We start from the raw sequence: 18074 nt of genomic DNA on the forward strand, positions 1-18074 counted from the left end.
ATTTTTAGTTTAGCACAAAGTAGCTTGGTTGGCTAGGAATTCTCTTTCTTTTCAGGCTTCTTTTCTGATTTTTTCTTCTCCACTTTTTCGTTTGAATCGGTCGCTACCTTTTCCTTTTTATCTCTTTTCTCTTCTTTGATTTTGACTGAAGGAAACAGAAACTCATATTGACTCTTAGGCGTACGAACCGTCGTCACCAAGCTTGTTTTCTTATTTTGATAGCTCACCTGACCTAGGTTATAAACCTGTTCTCCACTTTCTTGCTCAACCTTATCTTTGGTTCGCTTGGCCATGGCAAAAGCAATTAACTTTTCTTTATTTAAAGCATAGTCTCGATGGTGGACGACTTGTCGGTTCAAGTAAAATTGTAACAAAAGACTAAAGATGGCTGCCATGGTGACTGCATAGAGGAGAACACCTGCCTTAACTTTTTTCTTTTTCCACACGATAGATGAACTCCCTTTCTAAGCCTTTTTTGAACTGGAAACGAAAGCGAACCACTTGATTGTCCTCTGTAATCTGTGCGGATTTGAGGCCATAAACCATCGGCTGATAACCCCGTCCACTGGCATCGGTTTTCCGAAAATCATCTGATTTTGACTTACCGATGGCGATGTCCTTACCATCCTGCTTCATATAGATGCGATTGCCCTCCACTTTTTCGAACTGTGAACGGTCTAATTCTGTCTCCAGCTGATCCACAAACAAGAGCCACTCTTTTTGCTCGCTTTGTTGCTGGTAGCGAACTTCTGAAATGAGGAGCTGACTCATGGCTTGAAAGAGAAGTAAGCTTCCACTGATGACAATGAGGGCAATCAAGGATTCTAACAAGGTAAAAGCCTTGACCTTATGGCTCTTTGATAGCCAACAACTGTTCTGAACCATGATAAACCTCCAATCCCTTTTCACTAGAAAACACCTGAATCTCAACTCCATTTATGTTTACCTGATTTTGACCTGTCTGCAAGGCCATCTTAGCTACCCTCAAGACTTCTTCCTTTTGCAAGATTTTTGCTTCTTCTTGTCTATTTTTCTGAATTTGTCCCAAAAGGAGGGTCGCAATACTGGCAAAGATAGCTAGAGCGACTACTGCTTCCAGTAAAATTACTGCCCTAATTTTTTGTTTCCTTAATGCGTTTAATTTTTCCATTTCCTAGATATAATTGATAACGAATCGCTCCTTTACTGGTCTGAAATTCAACCTTAGCCAGGGACGAATTGCCCCCAGCTCGGTCAAATGTAATACTTTGTCCCGATGGTGACTGAATCCCTTTAGGGACTGTCAACTTTTGACTGCCATTGCTAATCGTCTGCCCATCTAAGTTCAGACTAGTCTTTTGCTGACTAGCTACACTGCGTTTTTGGGTTTCCCGATAGAGTTCTTCAAACTCCATAAAGAAAATCTGCTCCTCTACCGCCGCAAAAATAGACTGGACAGAGCCTGACAAGCCCAAAGCAAGGATACTCACAAGACCCAAAACCAAGAGGCTTTCCAGCATGGTAAAGGCCTTAATCTGCAACGGTTTGAGTCTTATTTTGTTTTGCATGATATTCTTTATAAGCTTTAGCTTGCTCTTCTGTGATTCGCCCATCTGCTTGTAACTTACTTAGACTAGCATCTTCATTTTTATCCAAGCTATAAAGCTCTGCCTGGCTTTCCACCACCTTAACAACAGCAGCTTTTCCTTTGTCATTGACTGCTTCTTTTTGCTTGGTCAGATTAGGTACAAAGAGTAATAGAAGCACGCTGATGATGAGCAAGACCACCAACATCTCTACCAGAGTGAAAGCTTTAACCTTAGCTTTTTTCAAAAATGTCATCATTTTTTTCATGTTAAAAATTTACCTCCATATTTTGATACATGGGCATGAGCATTGCCGCATAAAGTAAAACGATAATCAGAGCCACAAAGATAAAAACCAGTGGCTGCACCAAATTCATGGTACGGTTGACTCGGGTAAAAAAGGCTTCCCAAGTTTTTTCAGCATAGATTTCCAACTCACTACCCAGCTTGGACTTGACTTCCCCATACTCGATAATGAGACTCAATTCCTTCCTAAAGAAAGGATAGGTCCCTATAGTCTGGGAAAATCCCTGACCATTTTGTAGGGATTGAGCTAGGTCTTGACCGATTTCTTTAAAGAGCTGGGAACCTTGTTCCTGCATCATGTGAAAAATCTGCGTCAGCTCCATTCCCTGCGAAATCATATTCCCCCATTCACGCGCATAATAAGCTGTCAGATAAGTCTGCACAAAGATTCCAAGAAAAGGAATGCGTGCTAGGATAGAAAAGACGCGCATCTTAGAACTTCTTTTATAAAAAGTGAGTGCTAAAAGGACACCTACTGAAACAAACCCTACCATTCCTAGAAAAATTTGTGGCAGATTGCCAATAATTTGGGTGGCAATATTACTACTATCCAGTTGTGGTAGTAGGTAGTTCCGTAGCCCCAGCATGATTAAGAGAAGAAAACCCAGCAAAATCAAGGGATAGGTCGCTACTTCAATTAATTTTTTCTTGACCTTGGCTAGATTGTCTAGATACTCTTCTATCTTTCCCAAACTCAGGTGGAGATTTCCATGGACTTCCGCTAGGGATAACTGAGTGACAATGGCACTTGAAAAGCCCAAACTTTCCATCATTTCTGAGAATGATTTCCCCTGAGACAAGCCCGTGCGCATTTGTGTCACACACTGCTTGTCCAACAAGGCACTCCTATCTAAAAAAGAGATTGTCTCCACCAGATGAAAACCACTGGAAAAGAGATTGTTAAACAAGGTGATGATATTTTTTTGCTTAGCTGTAGCTAATTTTTTCCGTTTCAGCCTGAAGACTTGTGATATGTCCATCTTCAAGAAGCTGGTCAATCTGTTCATTCCAGCTAGTTGGCTGGTGTTCTTGATAGTCTTTGTTTGCAAAGTCAACGATTCCTCCTCCCCCGATTAATCTCTGGTAGCAGACTCCTTGCAGAACGACTGCTAATTCCTCCTCACTCACACCCAACTCCAGCAAGCGCTCATAAACACCTCGGATACTCTTGGCATGAATGGTTGAAAAGACTGTCGCCCCTGTCAAACTGGCTCTGACCACTGCACGCGCCGTTTCGCTGTCTCGAATTTCTCCGATAATCAAGAGATCTGGTCGATGACGTAGGGAAAGTTTGATGAGATTTTCATATGTCAACCCGATTGCTTCGTTCAACTGCAACTGGAGCATGTCGTCCTGCTTGATTTCGACTGGATCTTCAATAGACATAACCTGTTGCCCCTTAAAAAGGGACTTAGCTAATTCATGCATTAAGGTTGTCTTGCCACTGCCGACTGGGCCAGCAAAGAGATAAAGTCCCCGTTGTCTGTACTGCTTACCCAATTCGTCAATATCCTGAAACCAAAAATGCAAATCCTGCTCCTCATCATGCAACAAACGAATCACTAAACTCTCATGCCCTCGATAATCGCCTACAGTAGATAAACGCAGGGACGCCATCTTATCGTCATAGGTATAATCGCAGGAACCTAGCTGACTACGTCGCTTTTCTCCCACATTCATACCCGCTACAAACTTAAAGTGACTGATGACAGCCGCAAACTTTTCAAAATCATAACAACCAATTTTACAGCGCTCGTCTCCCACCCTCATATGAAGCTCATAAACGTCTAACTTGGGGACAAAATAAATGTCTTGCGCCCCTTTTTTCCGAGCCGAACGAATGATTTCTTGTGCAATTTCTTGAACCATACTTACCTCCTCACCTATACTATTCGCAAAGATTTGGGAAAATAAAAAAAGCAACTCCAAAAAAGTTACTTTTTCTCTATTTTAATTTCATACGGCAAGAACGATGCCTTTCCTGACCAGTTTGTTTTTCATAGCCTGGGCGTAGTTTTTCATCTGGAATAACCTGCTCGTCCTGCAAAAGAGCCAAAGAATGGTATTGTTGTAAATACTCATCACATTCATCGCACCAGCGTTGGTCTTCTGGATCCCAAAAAATGGTCATCAAGTCGCTTCTACTTTTATAAAGAGGGGATTCTTGTTCCAATCTAAACCAGCAAGTCTTGTAGTATTTGAGAGCATCATAATACTGGTCAAATTTCTTACTTGCTACAATATCTTCTTCCCAACCTTCTAAGAACCACCACGGTTCAAAATCTCCGTACATTTCTATAACACGATACATATTCATTCATTCCTTTGTACCGTATATTATAACTAATTCCGCTAGACAAGGAAAGAAATATGCTCATTTCTTAATTTTTCGATAAAAAATCCAGCCATCCTATGATGACTGAATTTCTATTTGCTTATGTTCCAAAATGTTTTCACTACTTAAGCTTCTGAGATATCGTTTTCAATAATGACTTTGATTGCATGGTGGTCTGCTGCCTTACTGAAAACTTCATAGGCTTTTTCAATTTCACTGAGTTTGAAATAGTGAGTTACCAATTTTTCTGGTTCAATCTTATGACTTTCAAGAGCTTTCAACAATTGTGGAGTTGTATTTGTAGATACCAAACCAGTTGTTACATTGATGTTGCGAATCCAAAGTTTGTCTAAATCGAATTCAACTGGTTTACCATGTACACCACAGTTGGCAACTGTTCCGTCTATACCGATAATCTTTTGACAGAAATCAAATGTTGCAGGAATACCAACAGCTTCGATAGCAACATCCACACCACGACCATCTGTCAAATCGTAAATTTCTTTAATGGCTTTTTCAGGGTCTGAAGAATTAACCTTATGAGTCGCACCAAATGATAGAGCAGTTTCCAAGCGGTTATCGTCTAAGTCCACCATAATCAATTTAGCTGGTGAGTAGAATTGAGCCGTCAAAAGAGCAGCCAATCCAACTGGACCTGAACCAATAATGGCTACGCTGCAACCAGGTTCTACTTTCCCTTTTAAGACACCAATTTCATATCCAGTAGGCAGAATGTCTGATAGCATAACCAAGGCTTCATCTGACAAGTCTTCTGGAGTGTGGTAAAGAGTATTATCTGCATGAGGGACACGTAGATATTCAGCCTGCATACCATCAATCAAGTGACCAAAAATCCAGCCCCCTTCGTCTTCACAGTGAGCATAAATTCCTTTTTTACAGTAGTAGCATTTACCACAGGCACAGACACAAGAAATCAAGACCTTGTCGCCTTTTTTGAAGTTCGAAACTCCTTCTCCAACTTCTTCCACAATCCCAATCCCTTCGTGACCAAGAATGGTACCACTTTGGCAAGCAGGAACATCCCCTTTGATAATATGGAGGTCTGTTCCACAAATAGTGGTTTTTACGATACGCACAATAGCGTCTGTTGGCTTACGAATCACTGGTTTGTCAACGTCAACAAAAGAAGCAAGTCCTGGTTTAACATAAGTATAGGCTTTCATAAAGCACTCCTCCGTTTTTTATTTGTATTATTTATAATACAATTGTAAACCTTTTCATTTGTTTGCTCAAGCTTTTTTGTGATTTTTTTAACTTTTTTATTTACTGGTAAAGCAATATAGATAAAAAAGCAGAAGCTAATCTCTAACTTCTGCTTTCTCTCTTATGCTTGATAACGTTTCACACCATCTAGATAGGTTGCTACCAATTCCAAATCTTTATCTAATACGATAAAGTCCGCGTCATAGCCTTCGCGGATTTGACCACAGACATCATCAATGTGAACAGATTTTGCTGGGTTAAGGCTAGCCATCATGACCGCTTCGTGTGGATTTGCAATACCCCACTCGACTACATTTCTCATACCATCTTTAAGTTTGAGGATAGAACCTGCCAAATTACCAGTAGATTTGAGACGTGCAGTTCCATTTGCTACTACAACAGGGAATTCTCCCAACATATAGTCACCGTCTTCAAGCCCACCAGCTGTCATACAGTCCGTAATAAGAGCGATGTTTTCTGTCCCCTTTTGCTTAAGTAAAATCTCACAAGCTTTTGGATCTACGTGATAACCATCACAAATCAATTCTGCGTAAGTATGTGGAAGCTCATACATAGCTCCTACCATACCTAGTTCGCGGTGTGTTAAACCACGCATCCCATTATAGGCATGTACCCATACACTAGCTCCAGCATCAACTGCCTTCTTAGCTTGTTCAAATGTCGCATCTGAGTGTCCAAGTGCAACTGTCACACCTTCACCTGTAATAGTACGTACAAAATCTTCCACCCCATCACGTTCTGGTGCAATAGCGATTTTATTTAGCATCCCTTTTGCAGCATCCTGCCAAGAATGAAACTCCTCGACACCCGGGTCTCTCATATAAGTTGGATTTTGTGCCCCCTTAAAAGTTTCTGTGAAATATGGACCTTCATAATAAATCCCACGAATCTTAGCACCCGTTGCTTCTTTATAATGGTTTCCAAGATTTTCAGTGACTGCAAGCAATTGCTCATAAGTGGCTGTTAAAGTTGTGGGCAAGAAACTGGTAACACCGGTACTAAGAAGTCCTTCACTCATAGTATGCAATGTACCTTCAATGTTGTTGTCCATCACATCTACACCTGCATATCCATGAATATGAGTATCCACAAGACCTGGTGCAATGCTATAACCAGTATAGTCAAGAACCTCTGCTCCTTCAGGAATTTGATCCACATGTTTCCCAAATTTGCCATCAACAAGTTCTAAGTACCCACCGCGACGAATGCCAAATGGATAGAAAAACTGATCCGCTTTAACGTAATTAGGCATAATAATGACCTCCTTAAAAGATTACTTTTGATATTTATTATGTCAATTACATTATAAACCTTTCTGATTCATTTGTAAATGGTATAGACCTATTTTCTAGAGATATTTTAAAAGAGCTGGATTTCTCCAACTCTTCTCTTTTTAATACAAGTTATTTTGATTTGACTGGTTTGTCTTGAGCTGTTTGCAAGGCTGCAGCAATGGTATCTGCATACAATTTAGCTCCGGCTTCAATTTTGCTAGTGTCACTTCCGAAATGGACTTGGTCTGTTCCTGTCCAGATCTCTGGATGTTCCTTAGCAACTTGATTCCAATCAGCAATGGTGATATAAGGAGTCTTCTCTGCCAATTCTCTCATATAGGCAGCCGCCTTCTCAACGATTGCATAGGTCTCTTTTGTCTTATCTCCTTCATAAGGAGTCACCAAAACCATATGGTGCCCCTTAGGAAGATTTTTCACGATACTATCCCAATCTTCCTTGTAATTTTCAGGATTATTTACCCCTGTTGCAATGATCACCATCTTAGGTAAAAATTTATTCTGGCTATTGTTGAGCATGATTTCGTTGGCGGTCTTGGTTGTTCTGCTGACCTGCGCGTTAATCTGTGCTCCAGGAAGGGCTGTCTGCAGGGCTGTATTAGCTCTTAGAGCCACTGAGTCACCAATTAACATAGTACCATCAGCAATTCCCAAACTGTTTGCATCTGCCCGTTCTGTCATCACTTTTGTCTGGCTAATATTTGTTGCAGCTTGCTTCAAACCATTGACAGTTAAGTCTGTCTCAAACGCTCCCACTTGTGGTGCCAACAAAGTCACTAAGAGGACAATGAAGGCCAAGATTCCTGTACTTGTTGCAAGAATTGCGTGAATATAAGGCAGGGGACGAAGAGTTTGTATAATATGTGTGTCCTTTCCTGCAATCCAAGGTTCCAACACATAAAATGAAAGACTGGCAAATCCATAAGAAAAGAGCAAAGTCAGTAAGACAGCAAGAAGATTTGAGGTCAACTGTGAGAAAATGATATAGAAAGGCCAATGGAAGAGATAAACCGCATAGCTAGTATCCGCTAAAAAGCTAATCATCTTTGGCTCCTGTATATGAGGAGTCTTTTCATGCAAGACACGCGCCGCCAATATCATAGCAAGAGCTGCAAGACTGGCAAGTAAAAAGCCGATAAGATAGGCAAAAAGATAGGTAAATTTGACAAAGAAGGTCAAAATGAGTAAGAAGCCAAAACCTCCTGAAAAAACCAATAGGGTCTTTCGTAAATCCCAGATTTTATCCAACTGCTTAACTAAAGAAGTTGTCTGACGAACGCCTACGATAGTTGCTAAAATACTTCCTAAAAAGAATGGATAAACATGAGTTAAACTGGAGAAGTAAACAGAAGAATAAGAGGTTACTAGAAAACTACCAATAAACATGGAGAAGAAGCTGATCAAGAAGGCAGCAACAGACAAGAGAAAGACCATTCCCCTCAACTGACCATTTGATTTAGCCTGTTTGGATAAGAACCAAACTGCCAACCCCCAAAGAATATAGTAATGAACCTCCACAGCCAAACTCCAATTATGAACAAACAAATGAGGAATGAACTGAGATTCATAACTCCCTCCTGTTAGAAGTTCATAGAAGTTGGTCATAAAGCCTAAAACACCCGCAATTTGACCGCCAATTCCAGCAACATAGTCTTGGCGAACCAAGAAAGTAAAGGGCATGGTTACCAAGACCATCAAAACCACAGGTGGCACAATCCGATAAAAGCGTCTCCTAAAAAATCCAACCAAGTCAATCTCATGATTTTTAGAAAACTCTTCGATAAGTAGAGCCGTAATCAAGAAACCTGAAAATGTGAAAAAGACATCTACCCCGAAAAATCCTCCAGGAAAGATCGTCTGAAAGAAATGATACAAGAGTACCAGTAGTAAACCTGTAATTCTAATCAAGGAAAACCATTTAATGCGCATACGAGTTTATTCTCCCTTTCATTATACACTTTATTCTATCAAAAAAAGAAGAAAAATCCCAAGAGAAAACTTAGGATTTTTAGCTTATATCCATTCCATTTTAGAAATTACGGCCTGACTTATTATAGCCATATTTTTCAACAAAATACTCACGAAATTCTAAGAGATTATCATCCATAATAGCTTGTCGCACTTGCTTCATCAGGTTAAGCAAGAAGTAAAGATTATGGTAGCTAGTTAAGCGGATACCGAAGGTTTCATCAGCTTTGAGCAGGTGACGAAGGTAGGCGCGTGTGTAGTTCTTACATGTGTAGCAATCACACTCAGGATCCAGTGGCGTAAAGTCCTCAGCAAACTGGGCATTCTTGACAACCAAACGCCCCTGACTGGTCATACAAGTTCCGTTACGAGCAATACGAGTCGGCAAGACACAGTCAAACATATCCACCCCACGAATCACTCCATCGATCAAGCTATCTGGTGCTCCCACACCCATCAGATAGCGAGGTTTGTTTTCAGGCAGCAGTTGGGTTGTGAAGTCCAAGACGGCATTCATCTCTTCGTGGGTTTCTCCCACTGCCAAACCACCGATAGAGTAGCCTGGGAAATCCATACTGACAAGATCATTCGCTGATTGGCGACGCAAGTCTTCAAATCCTGCTCCCTGCACAATCCCAAATAATCCTTGGTCATGTGGACGACGATGAGCCTTCAAACCACGCTCAGCCCAACGGCTGGTACGCTCGATTGATTTCTTAACGTAGTCGTAAGGTTGATAAAACTGGGGACATTCGTCAAAGGACATCATGATGTCTGAGCCCAGATTATTCTGAATAGAGATAGCTTTTTCTGGTGATAGAAACATCTTAGAACCATTGAGATGGTTTTTAAAAGTTACCCCTTCTTCTGTGATATTACGGCTATCTGCTAAGGAATAAACCTGAAAACCACCACTATCTGTCAAGATAGGCTGGTCCCAATTCATGAACTTGTGGAGACCACCTGCACGTGCGATGAGTTCATCTCCAGGACGAAGCCAGAGATGATAGGTGTTTGACAGGATAATTCCCGAACCCATCTCCTTCAATTCTTCAGGCGACTGAGTTTTGACAGTGGCTTGTGTCCCAACTGGCATAAACATAGGTGTTGGGAAGGTACCGTGGGGAGTGATGATTTCCCCCAGACGAGCTCCTGTATGTTTTTCTTTCTTAATCAAACGATATTTGATTGGTGAATCTGACATTTTTTACCTCCGAAGCTGGGAAAGACAGTCCCAGTTCATACTTTGTGCCCAAGGGCATACTGTATGATTTTATCAAAAAAAGCTGGAACTGTCACGAACTATGGTGTATAATGAGAGAATGAAATACCCAAAAATTGATTTAAAAACCATTCGTCTGCAGGCTAGACAATTCCAAGCTGAAAATCCCCGCCTCTTTCTCGTCTATCTCTTACCTAGCATACTGCTCATCCTATCTGGCTTCCTCAATCCCTTAGAGCGTATCAACGAGTCTATTTTAGAGCAATCCTTTTTAAGCGTTCTTGGTCATGTATTCCAAGCCTACCTTTTTCCACTATTAGTCTCCTTTATCGGAACGATTCTCCTGACCAGTTCCGTCTATACAACGCTAAAACTCATCAAGAATCCCGATACAGAACTATCCATCAAAAATAGTCTCACTCTCTTTAACGAAGAACACTTTTCACAAACCTTTTTGACTCTCCTTCTCAAACGCTTCTATCTCTTCTTATGGAGTATTCCTAGCTTGCTTGGGATTTACTTCCTCTTTTACAGTAGCTTTCTTGCAAAGAAATTCGTTGCCCTTCACCCTGAGTTTCCCAATCTGGATCTCGCGTCAGTTGAAACGGAACGTTTCCTCATGACATTTGGTCTCTACTTTCTAGCAAGTATCCTCTTGATGATTGTCGGAAATAGTCTCTATATTCCACAATACTATGCCTATTCGCAGGTAGAATTTCTCCTCTGTGACACCCTAGATTTAGGACAAGCCAAACCAGGACAAATCCTTAAAACCAGCCGTTTCTTAATGAAAGGTTACAAGTTTCAGCGCTTTGTCCTAGACTTACAACTCCTTCCTTGGTACTTCCTCAATTGGATTACCTTTGGAATTGCTAGTTTCTCACTCCTACCCTACATTCAAATCAATAAAATGATTTTTTACCGAGCAGTACTGGCTCGAAAACGTCCAAAAGCTTGAAGGTTTTCCCTCAAGCTTTTTTCTATCAATGAGTTTCTCCGCCTACCAACTTGAGGTCTTGATCTCCATGTTCTATCATGGCGCCGATTGCCGCTTCTAGCCCTCGCCTAATATCCACTAAACTCATAGCTGGGGTAGTCGGTCGATTCACCACCTGTTCCATCATATAAGGAATATGCATAAAACCTGCCTTAACATGGGGAAATTTCTTTTCTGCCAAATAGAGGGCCTGATACATCAAATGATTGCAGACAAAAGTACCTGCTGTATTGGAAACAGAGGCCGGCAATCCCTCTTTTTTTATAGCTTGAACCATCGCTTTAATCGGCAGACTGCTAAAGTAGGCCGAAGAACCATCTGGGCGAATGGGAAGGTCAATCGGTTGATTACCTTCGTTATCCGGGATGCGTGCATCGTCTTGATTAATAGCCACTCGTTCAGGCGTCAAACTAGATCTTCCACCTGCTTGGCCAATACAAAGGATAAAGTCAGGTTGATAACGACTCATTTCTTCTTCCAATACTTGGGCCGATTTGTGAAAGACTGTTGGCACTTCTAAGCAACGGATCTCAGCACCATGGATTTCAGCTGGTAAACCTTTAATGGCCTCCAAGGCTGGATTGACCTTTTCCCCTCCAAAGGGCTCAAAACCTGTCACTAATACTTTCATTTCTAACTCCTCAAAACAAATTCAATGAGACTTTTTTCTTAAAAACAAGTATAACATATTTCCCTTATTCTGGAGCGAAAAGGACTAGAGAGACTAGGATTGGTCTCTGATACTCAATGAAAATCAAAGAGCAAACTAGGAAGCTAGCCACAGGCTGTACTTGAGTACGGCAAGGCGACGCTGACATGGTTTGAAGAGATTTTCGAAGAGTATGAGTTTATTTAAAGAGAAAAATACTCATCAAGGCCAAAATAGCTGGTCCACCTTGCTTCAAAATAATTTTCTTATCTGCTGTGAGAGAGCCATAAGCCGCAGCACCAATCACAAATAAAACAAAAATAGTCACAATTTCTAAATTCTGTGAAAAATAAATCCCATACAGGAGAAAGACTCCTAGCAGAGCATTATAAATCCCTTGATTTTTAAACAATGAACTTACTGACGGACGAGCCAATTCTTTCTTTTCCATGTTAAAGACACGACTAGTCGCATCTGATTGCGTTGCAATACTTTCCAAATAAAAAATGTAAAAATGCTCCAAAGTAACAATCGTTGCTAAAATGATTGTAATAATTGACATCTATTTCTCCCTAAATTTCTATATTTTCAATCCCCAAAACCAATTTATTTAATAAACGGCTGAATTCTGTTCTTTCAGACTCTGTTAAGATACTTTCCATCTCTTGCTTAACCTTGATATGTTGCAGAGGCGGATTCATCACTAACTGCTCCTTGGCATACTTCGTAGCCTCCACCAACACTTCTCGCTGATTTTCAGGATTACGATGACGCTCCACCAAACCTTCCTTTTCCAAAATCTTGAAATGCCGAGTCAAAGCAGCCTGATCAATTTTCAAACGCTCCTGAACCGCCATTTGATTACAGGGAGAATTCTCCAGCAAAAACAGCAACATCTGAAACCTTGTCAAACTAATCCCAAGTCTTTTTTCAAATAATTGCGTACTCGCTTGCTCAGACAAGCGGAGTTGATACAGTAAATCTTGAATCTCTATCATTTCTTTCTCTTTTCTATTGATTCATCAATAGTTGATTAATCAAGTATAATACAAAGTAAAATAGATTGCAAGAATGTTGCTTCAATCATTACAAAATGGTAACTTCCATTTTCCATCCATATTGATACTCAATAAAAATCAAAGAGCAAACTAGGAAGCTAGCCGTAGGTTGCTCAAAGCACAGCTTTGAGGTTGCAGATAAAACTGACGTAGTTTGAAGAGATTTTCGAAGAGTATGACAAAGAAAAAACGAACGAGACTCGCTTCCTATCATGAAAGCTAAATCTCATTCGTCAAAATGATATTACAAAGTCTAGTTTATCCATTCATTGAAACGTGAACATGATCATAGTGATTTTCTGTCACGCTACCACGGTCTGGCATTGGGTTCCAAGTATTAGCTGGCCCATATTTGCTATCGAATGGTGCATAGAAACGTTGTTTCCAGATGATGTAACTAATGCCGCGGCTAGCCATGTTTTGAATAGCGTATTCCGCAATCTTATCCCCTAGTTCTGAGCTTTCTGGTACCATAAAATCGATAGCCAAACCTTTTCCATGATCTCCACTGTCCCCTGGACGGTAACCACTAAAGGATGTGATGCCAAACAAGTTAGCAATTTCTTCTTTAAAGGCAGCCGTTTGTGGTTGGAGACCTGCATTTTCAGATTTCGCTACTGCAAGTCCAGCATAATCGGGCGCAGCTGGAGCCGCGTAAGTTGTTGAAACTGTTTTCGTCTCTTCTGGTTGATAAGTAGAAACTGTTGGTGTAGCTTCATTTAATGAGACTTCTTTTTCTTCTACTGGAGTTGTAGTTGTTTCCACTGTTGACTCAGTCTGAGGGCTTGCTTGTGTTTCCTGCTTCTCAGCTAAAGTCATTGCCTGAGGAGCTGCTTCTGCAACTGCACTACTTGTTTCGACTGTTTGCTCCTCTGGGACAGAAGTGCCCGTAGATTGTGCCACTTCTTCTGTAGCAGTCACTGTCTCTGTAACTTCTGAACTTGTTGCTACTTCTTTTGTACTTGTAGTTTCTACCGCTTTTGGAGCTTCTGCAATTGGTTGAGAAAGATCTGCAACTTGAACAGTTTGATCATCTACGGTTACTTGATTGGTTGTCAAATCTGCTGTCGCAGTTGTCACTTCTTCACTAGAGTCCGCTTGAGGAGTTTGGATTTCAACTTCTGTTACTTCTTCTGCTTCATTGACAGTCGTTGTCAAAACAGTTTCTGGGAAAATCAAGTCCATATTAGTGATTTTATTCAAATTCGCAAGAACTGTAACATCTACACCCAGGGCTTCTGCAATGGTGCTCAAGGTATCACCGTACTGAACGGTATAACTTGTTTTGTTGTCCGTTTTAGTCAAATCGTTTTGGATTTGCTCAACACTACGTGCAGTCCAAAGGACTTCTTCTGCTTGAGTTGCCAATACTGGGGCAAATGACAAGGCTACTGTTGAGGCTAATAATATTCTTTTCTTCATTCTTTCAAATTCCTTTCAAATGAGTACCTGTCTATCATAACACAAAAAATGTAGAAAAAAAGCCCTCTCGGCCCTATTTAACAGAACTGTCTATTCCTTGTAACAAACTCGGTTACTTGAAATAGTTTGTTAGGTCTCTGTCACAAAACTGACACAATCTTCTCACTCCTAATCCTCAAAAATACGAGTAACATCTGCTAACTCTTGAATCCTGTGATTGCCTTCATAAGACGACTCTAAAAAGTTGATACTTTGAATCCCACTATTCTGGGCAAATTCCACATCCAGGGTCCGATCCCCTATATAATAGGTCTTCTCAGAATCCAACTGATACTTGTCTATCAGATAGGTAGCCGCTTCTGAACTAGGTTTACGCGCAAAGCCACTCTGACTGGTTATAATCTCCGTAAAATAGGATTCCAACCCCAAGTCTCTTAGAATGGTAAAAGCATTGTCTCCCTTATGAGTGTAAACAAATTGCTGAATCCCTACTTGGTCTGCCCAATTCAACACCTCACGCGCACCTGGCATCAAAACTACCTGAGCATTCTTCTCAGCCAGACTTTGGGCGCGCACTTGATTCAGCACTTCCGCATCCAGTTTTTTCTCTTCTGCCACCTGCACAAGCAAATCCTGAACAGAATACTTGAGAATAAACTCTCTCACCTGCTCCTTATCATAAGGAATAGAAAATTGAGCAAAAGTTTCCTCAATCCCTGACAAAATCGCTTCGTAAGAGTCCAATAAAGTCCCGTCTAAATCCCAAATAAAAGCTGTTTTTTGCATTTCCTATCCTTTCAAGCTCATATAATGCTGGTAACGGTAACGTAGAAATAACCAACGAAAACCATTATCCAAAAGGGTTCCGGCCCAAATACCGGGCAAGCCCCAACCAAGCACAATCCCCATCAGATATCCTGTTCCAATGCGGATACACCACATTCCTATACTTGTCGCATAAAAGGGAAGCCGAGCATTGCCCAAACCCTGCCAGACTGCTGTATAGATGACTGTTCCTATCGTCATAGGAGTACCAAGTAGTGAAAAAAATGTCACTAGAACACTAGCCTCCACCGCTAGAGAATCAGTCGTATAGAGATGAGTCAGTGGTATGCCCAAGGCATAGACACTAAGCGTCAAGGGCAACATGAGGACCAGAGAAAGCCAAAAAGTTCGCTTGCTCAAATTAGCTACTTTTTTCCAATTATCCTCCCCAACTGCTCGGGCCACCATCATGACCGTTGCCGTAGCTACGCCAAAGGCAGGCATATAGTTAAACTGGGTCAAGACTTCTCCGACTGCATTTCCAGCCACCGCCTCCGTTCCAAAAGAAACAACCAAGGCAATGATCACGACATCTCCAGCCCGCATTATCAGTCGCTCTCCAGCTGCTGGTAAAGCCAAGGTCAACAGTTCCTTATCTAAACAAAAAGTTGGCTTCGCATAAGGCAGTTTTAATTGTGACCACAAAATCACAAGACCAACCAAACGAGACAGAATAGTCCCCCAAGCAACACCCGCTATCCCCATATCCAGTACAAAAATAGCTAGACTTGAAAAAAGAATATTCAAGGCATTGGATAAAAAACTAACATAGAGAGGCAGACGTGGATTATGCGTTGCACGAATCAAGGCACCCAGACTGGTCATCAAGCCCAAAAGAACAATCGATCCTCCTACCAAAGATAGGTAGAGTCCACCACTCTCAGCTACATCTCTCTCCGTCCCCAAAAGTCCTATCATCTCTTTCCCAAAGAAGATAGACAAAGATCCTAAAAGGAAACTTAATAGTAAGGTAATCTTCAAGGCCTCAGTCACATGATAGGCTAGCTTAGACTGATCCTTCTGCCCCAAACTTTTTGAAATAACACTGGAAATAGCAGCTCCCAGAGCGATGAAAATCGCCTGATAAATCGTAATAATATTGCCAGCTACTGATACACCCGAAATAGCTATCAAGCCCAAGTGAGCGACCAGATAACTGTCCACCATCCCCATGAGCATCTGCAAAAAGTTTTCGCCCATAGCTGGTAGTGCAATATTAAGAATGTCTTTATTTTTCTTAAACAATTCTTCCTCCTGATGAAAAGAAACTCAGTTGGTTTCCCAACCGAGTTTACTCCTTCCGTCTTAAAGTCCTAGATAAGCCTCAACCGCTGCTTGCATATCAGCAGCTGCCACTGTTGTCTTGTGACGAACAGGAGCTGTTTCAAGGCCATCAACTGCTGGTGGCACTGCAACGCCTGAGATTTCATGTAATTGAGCCAAGGCTTCAAAGTCAGTCAAGCCAACTTTCCCTGTTACCGCTTCTACTGCAACTACTGGGAACTTGTATGGACTAGCTGTTGAAGCAATCACCGTCTTAGTCACATCGCCAGTAGCCGCTTGGTATTTTCTATAAACTGCTGAGGCAACCGCCGTATGTGGATCCTCGATATAAGAATCTGACTCATAAACACGCTTGATTTCTGCTGCTGTTTCTTCCTCAGTCGCATATTCAGCTGCAAATAGTTCAAGAATCTCTGCATCAAAGTCTGTCAACTCATATTGTCCTTGCGTGTTCAAGGCATTCATAAGTTCAGCTGTCTTTTCAGCATCATTCCCCAAAAGATGGAAAATGAGACGCTCCAAATTTGAAGATACCAAGATATCCATAGATGGACTAGTTGTTACTTTAAACTCACGTTTCTTATCATAGACACGAGTTTTAAAGAAGTCTGTCAAAACATTGTTGTCATTTGAAGCACAGATCAATTTACCAACTGGGAGACCGATTTGTTTGGCATAAAAGGCAGCCAAAATATTTCCAAAGTTTCCTGTTGGTACTGTGAAATTGACCTTATCACCAGCCACAATCTCACCAGTCTTGACCAACTGAGCGTAAGCATACACATAGTAGACAATCTGTGGCACCAAACGACCAATGTTCATAGAGTTAGCAGATGAAAATTGCAACTTGTTGGTAGCCAATTTTTCACGAAGAGCCACGTCGTTAAACATGTGCTTCACATTTGTTTGCGCATCGTCAAAGTTACCATCAATGGCGATAACATGAGTATTGTCGCCAGTCTGAGTGGTCATTTGCAACTCTTGTACCTTGCTGACACCATCCTTTGGATAAAAGACGATAATCTCAGTACCAGGAACATCCGCAAACCCTGCCATAGCAGCTTTCCCAGTATCACCAGATGTCGCTGTTAAGATGACAATCTTGTTCTCCAAACCATGCTTCTTAGCAGCTGTTGTCATAAAGTACGGCAAAATAGACAAGGCCATATCCTTAAAGGCAATCGTTGAACCATGGAACAGTTCCAAGTTGTATTGGCCGTCTAATTTCACTAATGGTGCGATAGCTGGAGTATCAAACTTGCTATCATAGGCATTGTTGATACAGTAGTCCAACTCCTCAGCTGTAAAGTCATCTAAAAATACTGACAAAACTAGCTTAGCAACTTCCTGGTAAGAAGCATCTTTCAATTTGTCAAAGTCCAAATCTACCTTTGGATAAGTGACAGGTGTAAACAAACCACCGTCCGTCGCCAAACCTTGCAAAATAGCTTGGCTGGCAGTTACTGTATTGTTGGCATCACGCGTTGATTGATAAACTAATGTCATTACTCTCTATCCTTTATCTATAGTCTCTTCCATTATATCATGATTTTTCAGAAAATTCTCCCTTTATAAGAGAAATTATAGGACCAATTCTTTCTTCAAAGGCTCTAAATAAATCGTTTCTTGCTTATTTCTCATCTCCAGTCCTTCCTCAGCTAGCAGGAGTAAGTCTTTGGAAAATTCAATAATCCCAGCTTCTTCCTCATCTGTAAGCTTTTTCTTAGAAAATTGCCGTCTTAAAAACTTATAATTTCGCCCAAATTCTTTAAAGAAAGGTGCTGTTTCTAAGTAAGCTTCTAACTTATCTAAATTAACCAACAATCCTAAGTGAAAAGCTGCTGAAGCGAAGGTTCTATCTAGAGGTTGAGTACATACACTACGAAACTCAACTGTTCCTCGAGTC

At 41.1% G+C, this 18074-nt stretch carries 21 protein-coding genes (1 of these 21 running past the window's edge); 1 reads left to right on the plus strand and 20 read right to left on the minus strand.

The genetic code is table 11. The features are described from left to right. Positions 1–32: 32 nt before the first annotated feature. From comGG to tgt, 12 genes are all read right to left on the minus strand, one after another. The gene (gene comGG / locus HMPREF9957_RS08195; RefSeq protein WP_000265636.1) at positions 33–446 is read right to left on the minus strand and encodes a competence type IV pilus minor pilin ComGG; all 414 of its coding nucleotides are present in this window, start codon (positions 444–446) and stop codon (positions 33–35) included. Next, complete coding sequence (gene comGF, locus HMPREF9957_RS08200) at positions 424–885, minus strand: competence type IV pilus minor pilin ComGF (protein ID WP_000250515.1); 462 nt, start codon at positions 883–885, stop codon at positions 424–426. The genes comGG and comGF overlap by 23 nt, the downstream gene beginning before the upstream one ends. After that, entirely contained in the window at positions 848–1150 is a 303-nt protein-coding gene (gene comGE, locus HMPREF9957_RS08205) for a competence type IV pilus minor pilin ComGE (RefSeq protein ID WP_000413380.1), read from the minus strand. Before comGE ends, comGF begins: the two co-directional genes overlap by 38 nt. Beyond that, positions 1113–1547, minus strand: a complete 435-nt coding sequence (gene comGD, locus HMPREF9957_RS08210) for a competence type IV pilus minor pilin ComGD (RefSeq protein WP_029689920.1) — start codon at positions 1545–1547, stop codon at positions 1113–1115. Before comGD ends, comGE begins: the two co-directional genes overlap by 38 nt. Continuing rightward, positions 1510–1833: a comG operon protein ComGC gene (comGC, locus tag HMPREF9957_RS08215; protein WP_000738640.1), complete on the minus strand. Its 324-nt coding sequence runs from the start codon at positions 1831–1833 to the stop codon at positions 1510–1512. The genes comGD and comGC overlap by 38 nt, the downstream gene beginning before the upstream one ends. A gap of 1 nt (position 1834) precedes the next feature. Beyond that, entirely contained in the window at positions 1835–2851 is a 1017-nt protein-coding gene (gene comGB, locus HMPREF9957_RS08220) for a competence type IV pilus assembly protein ComGB (RefSeq protein WP_080563534.1), read from the minus strand. Further along, on the minus strand, positions 2799–3740 hold the full coding sequence (gene comGA, locus HMPREF9957_RS08225) for a competence type IV pilus ATPase ComGA (RefSeq protein ID WP_000249562.1): 942 nt from the start codon (positions 3738–3740) through the stop codon (positions 2799–2801). The genes comGB and comGA overlap by 53 nt, the downstream gene beginning before the upstream one ends. A gap of 76 nt (positions 3741–3816) precedes the next feature. Further along, complete coding sequence (locus tag HMPREF9957_RS08230) at positions 3817–4182, minus strand: DUF1033 family protein (protein ID WP_000286409.1); 366 nt, start codon at positions 4180–4182, stop codon at positions 3817–3819. Positions 4183–4331: 149 nt separating this feature from the next. After that, positions 4332–5390, minus strand: a complete 1059-nt coding sequence (locus tag HMPREF9957_RS08235) for a zinc-dependent alcohol dehydrogenase family protein (RefSeq protein WP_000649457.1) — start codon at positions 5388–5390, stop codon at positions 4332–4334. Positions 5391–5551: 161 nt separating this feature from the next. Next, positions 5552–6703, minus strand: a complete 1152-nt coding sequence (gene nagA, locus HMPREF9957_RS08240) for an N-acetylglucosamine-6-phosphate deacetylase (protein WP_001134549.1) — start codon at positions 6701–6703, stop codon at positions 5552–5554. 151 nt (positions 6704–6854) lie between these two features. Beyond that, positions 6855–8672 carry an acyltransferase family protein gene (locus HMPREF9957_RS08245; RefSeq protein ID WP_001220875.1) on the minus strand — a complete coding sequence of 606 codons (1818 nt, stop codon included), beginning with the start codon at positions 8670–8672 and terminating at the stop codon, positions 6855–6857. 100 nt (positions 8673–8772) lie between these two features. Then, positions 8773–9915, minus strand: coding sequence for a tRNA guanosine(34) transglycosylase Tgt (tgt, locus tag HMPREF9957_RS08250; protein ID WP_001285245.1), 1143 nt, complete (start codon positions 9913–9915; stop codon positions 8773–8775). A 118-nt stretch (positions 9916–10033) separates the two neighbouring features. On the opposite strand from tgt, the gene HMPREF9957_RS08255 reads away from it, so the two are divergent. Further along, entirely contained in the window at positions 10034–10891 is an 858-nt protein-coding gene (locus tag HMPREF9957_RS08255; protein ID WP_000876902.1) for a DUF975 family protein, read from the plus strand. A gap of 25 nt (positions 10892–10916) precedes the next feature. Here HMPREF9957_RS08255 and pcp read toward each other — a convergent pair whose 3' ends face one another. The 8 genes from pcp to HMPREF9957_RS08295 form a co-directional block, all read right to left on the minus strand. Then, positions 10917–11561 (minus strand): pyroglutamyl-peptidase I, encoded by a 645-nt coding sequence (gene pcp / locus HMPREF9957_RS08260; protein ID WP_000866919.1) that lies wholly within the window; start codon positions 11559–11561, stop codon positions 10917–10919. Positions 11562–11778: 217 nt separating this feature from the next. Next, positions 11779–12141 carry a DUF1304 domain-containing protein gene (locus HMPREF9957_RS08265; RefSeq protein WP_000022856.1) on the minus strand — a complete coding sequence of 121 codons (363 nt, stop codon included), beginning with the start codon at positions 12139–12141 and terminating at the stop codon, positions 11779–11781. Between the two features lie 10 nt (positions 12142–12151). Then, a complete protein-coding gene (locus HMPREF9957_RS08270) occupies positions 12152–12577 on the minus strand; it encodes a MarR family winged helix-turn-helix transcriptional regulator (protein ID WP_000570114.1) in 426 nt (141 codons plus the stop codon). A 318-nt stretch (positions 12578–12895) separates the two neighbouring features. Beyond that, positions 12896–14059, minus strand: coding sequence for a LysM peptidoglycan-binding domain-containing protein (locus tag HMPREF9957_RS08275; RefSeq protein ID WP_000746060.1), 1164 nt, complete (start codon positions 14057–14059; stop codon positions 12896–12898). A 168-nt stretch (positions 14060–14227) separates the two neighbouring features. Continuing rightward, positions 14228–14845 (minus strand): HAD family hydrolase, encoded by a 618-nt coding sequence (locus tag HMPREF9957_RS08280; protein ID WP_001172839.1) that lies wholly within the window; start codon positions 14843–14845, stop codon positions 14228–14230. A gap of 3 nt (positions 14846–14848) precedes the next feature. Continuing rightward, positions 14849–16129: an MATE family efflux transporter gene (locus HMPREF9957_RS08285; protein ID WP_000473988.1), complete on the minus strand. Its 1281-nt coding sequence runs from the start codon at positions 16127–16129 to the stop codon at positions 14849–14851. A 60-nt stretch (positions 16130–16189) separates the two neighbouring features. Continuing rightward, positions 16190–17674, minus strand: a complete 1485-nt coding sequence (thrC, locus tag HMPREF9957_RS08290; protein WP_000177164.1) for a threonine synthase — start codon at positions 17672–17674, stop codon at positions 16190–16192. 75 nt (positions 17675–17749) lie between these two features. Further along, a protein-coding gene (locus tag HMPREF9957_RS08295) for a glutamate-cysteine ligase family protein (RefSeq protein WP_000091370.1) crosses the window boundary here: on the minus strand, positions 17750–18074 show its end. 953 nt of this gene lie beyond the right edge of the window; 325 of the gene's 1278 nt are visible here — the last part of the coding sequence; its start codon lies beyond the right edge, outside the window — the gene reads right to left on this strand; it ends in the stop codon at positions 17750–17752.

Origin of the sequence: Streptococcus mitis SK1080 (assembly GCF_000220085.1) — a bacterium.
Taxonomy (GTDB): Bacteria; Bacillota; Bacilli; order Lactobacillales; family Streptococcaceae; genus Streptococcus; species Streptococcus mitis_K.

Excerpts from the sequence above, each read along its gene's own strand:
- comGF (WP_000250515.1), bottom strand. The coding sequence starts at position 885 with ATGGTTCAGAACAGTTGTTGGCTATCAAAGAGCCATAAGGTCAAGGCT.
- comGE (WP_000413380.1), bottom strand. The coding sequence starts at position 1,150 with ATGGAAAAATTAAACGCATTAAGGAAACAAAAAATTAGGGCAGTAATT.
- comGD (WP_029689920.1), bottom strand. The coding sequence starts at position 1,547 with ATGCAAAACAAAATAAGACTCAAACCGTTGCAGATTAAGGCCTTTACC.
- comGC (WP_000738640.1), bottom strand. The coding sequence starts at position 1,833 with ATGAAAAAAATGATGACATTTTTGAAAAAAGCTAAGGTTAAAGCTTTC.
- comGB (WP_080563534.1), bottom strand. The coding sequence starts at position 2,851 with ATGGACATATCACAAGTCTTCAGGCTGAAACGGAAAAAATTAGCTACA.
- comGA (WP_000249562.1), bottom strand. The coding sequence starts at position 3,740 with ATGGTTCAAGAAATTGCACAAGAAATCATTCGTTCGGCTCGGAAAAAA.
- HMPREF9957_RS08230 (WP_000286409.1), bottom strand. The coding sequence starts at position 4,182 with ATGTATCGTGTTATAGAAATGTACGGAGATTTTGAACCGTGGTGGTTC.
- HMPREF9957_RS08235 (WP_000649457.1), bottom strand. The coding sequence starts at position 5,390 with ATGAAAGCCTATACTTATGTTAAACCAGGACTTGCTTCTTTTGTTGAC.
- nagA (WP_001134549.1), bottom strand. The coding sequence starts at position 6,703 with ATGCCTAATTACGTTAAAGCGGATCAGTTTTTCTATCCATTTGGCATT.
- HMPREF9957_RS08245 (WP_001220875.1), bottom strand. The coding sequence starts at position 8,672 with ATGCGCATTAAATGGTTTTCCTTGATTAGAATTACAGGTTTACTACTG.
- tgt (WP_001285245.1), bottom strand. The coding sequence starts at position 9,915 with ATGTCAGATTCACCAATCAAATATCGTTTGATTAAGAAAGAAAAACAT.
- HMPREF9957_RS08255 (WP_000876902.1), top strand. The coding sequence starts at position 10,034 with ATGAAATACCCAAAAATTGATTTAAAAACCATTCGTCTGCAGGCTAGA.
- pcp (WP_000866919.1), bottom strand. The coding sequence starts at position 11,561 with ATGAAAGTATTAGTGACAGGTTTTGAGCCCTTTGGAGGGGAAAAGGTC.
- HMPREF9957_RS08265 (WP_000022856.1), bottom strand. The coding sequence starts at position 12,141 with ATGTCAATTATTACAATCATTTTAGCAACGATTGTTACTTTGGAGCAT.
- HMPREF9957_RS08270 (WP_000570114.1), bottom strand. The coding sequence starts at position 12,577 with ATGATAGAGATTCAAGATTTACTGTATCAACTCCGCTTGTCTGAGCAA.
- HMPREF9957_RS08275 (WP_000746060.1), bottom strand. The coding sequence starts at position 14,059 with ATGAAGAAAAGAATATTATTAGCCTCAACAGTAGCCTTGTCATTTGCC.
- HMPREF9957_RS08280 (WP_001172839.1), bottom strand. The coding sequence starts at position 14,845 with ATGCAAAAAACAGCTTTTATTTGGGATTTAGACGGGACTTTATTGGAC.
- thrC (WP_000177164.1), bottom strand. The coding sequence starts at position 17,674 with ATGACATTAGTTTATCAATCAACGCGTGATGCCAACAATACAGTAACT.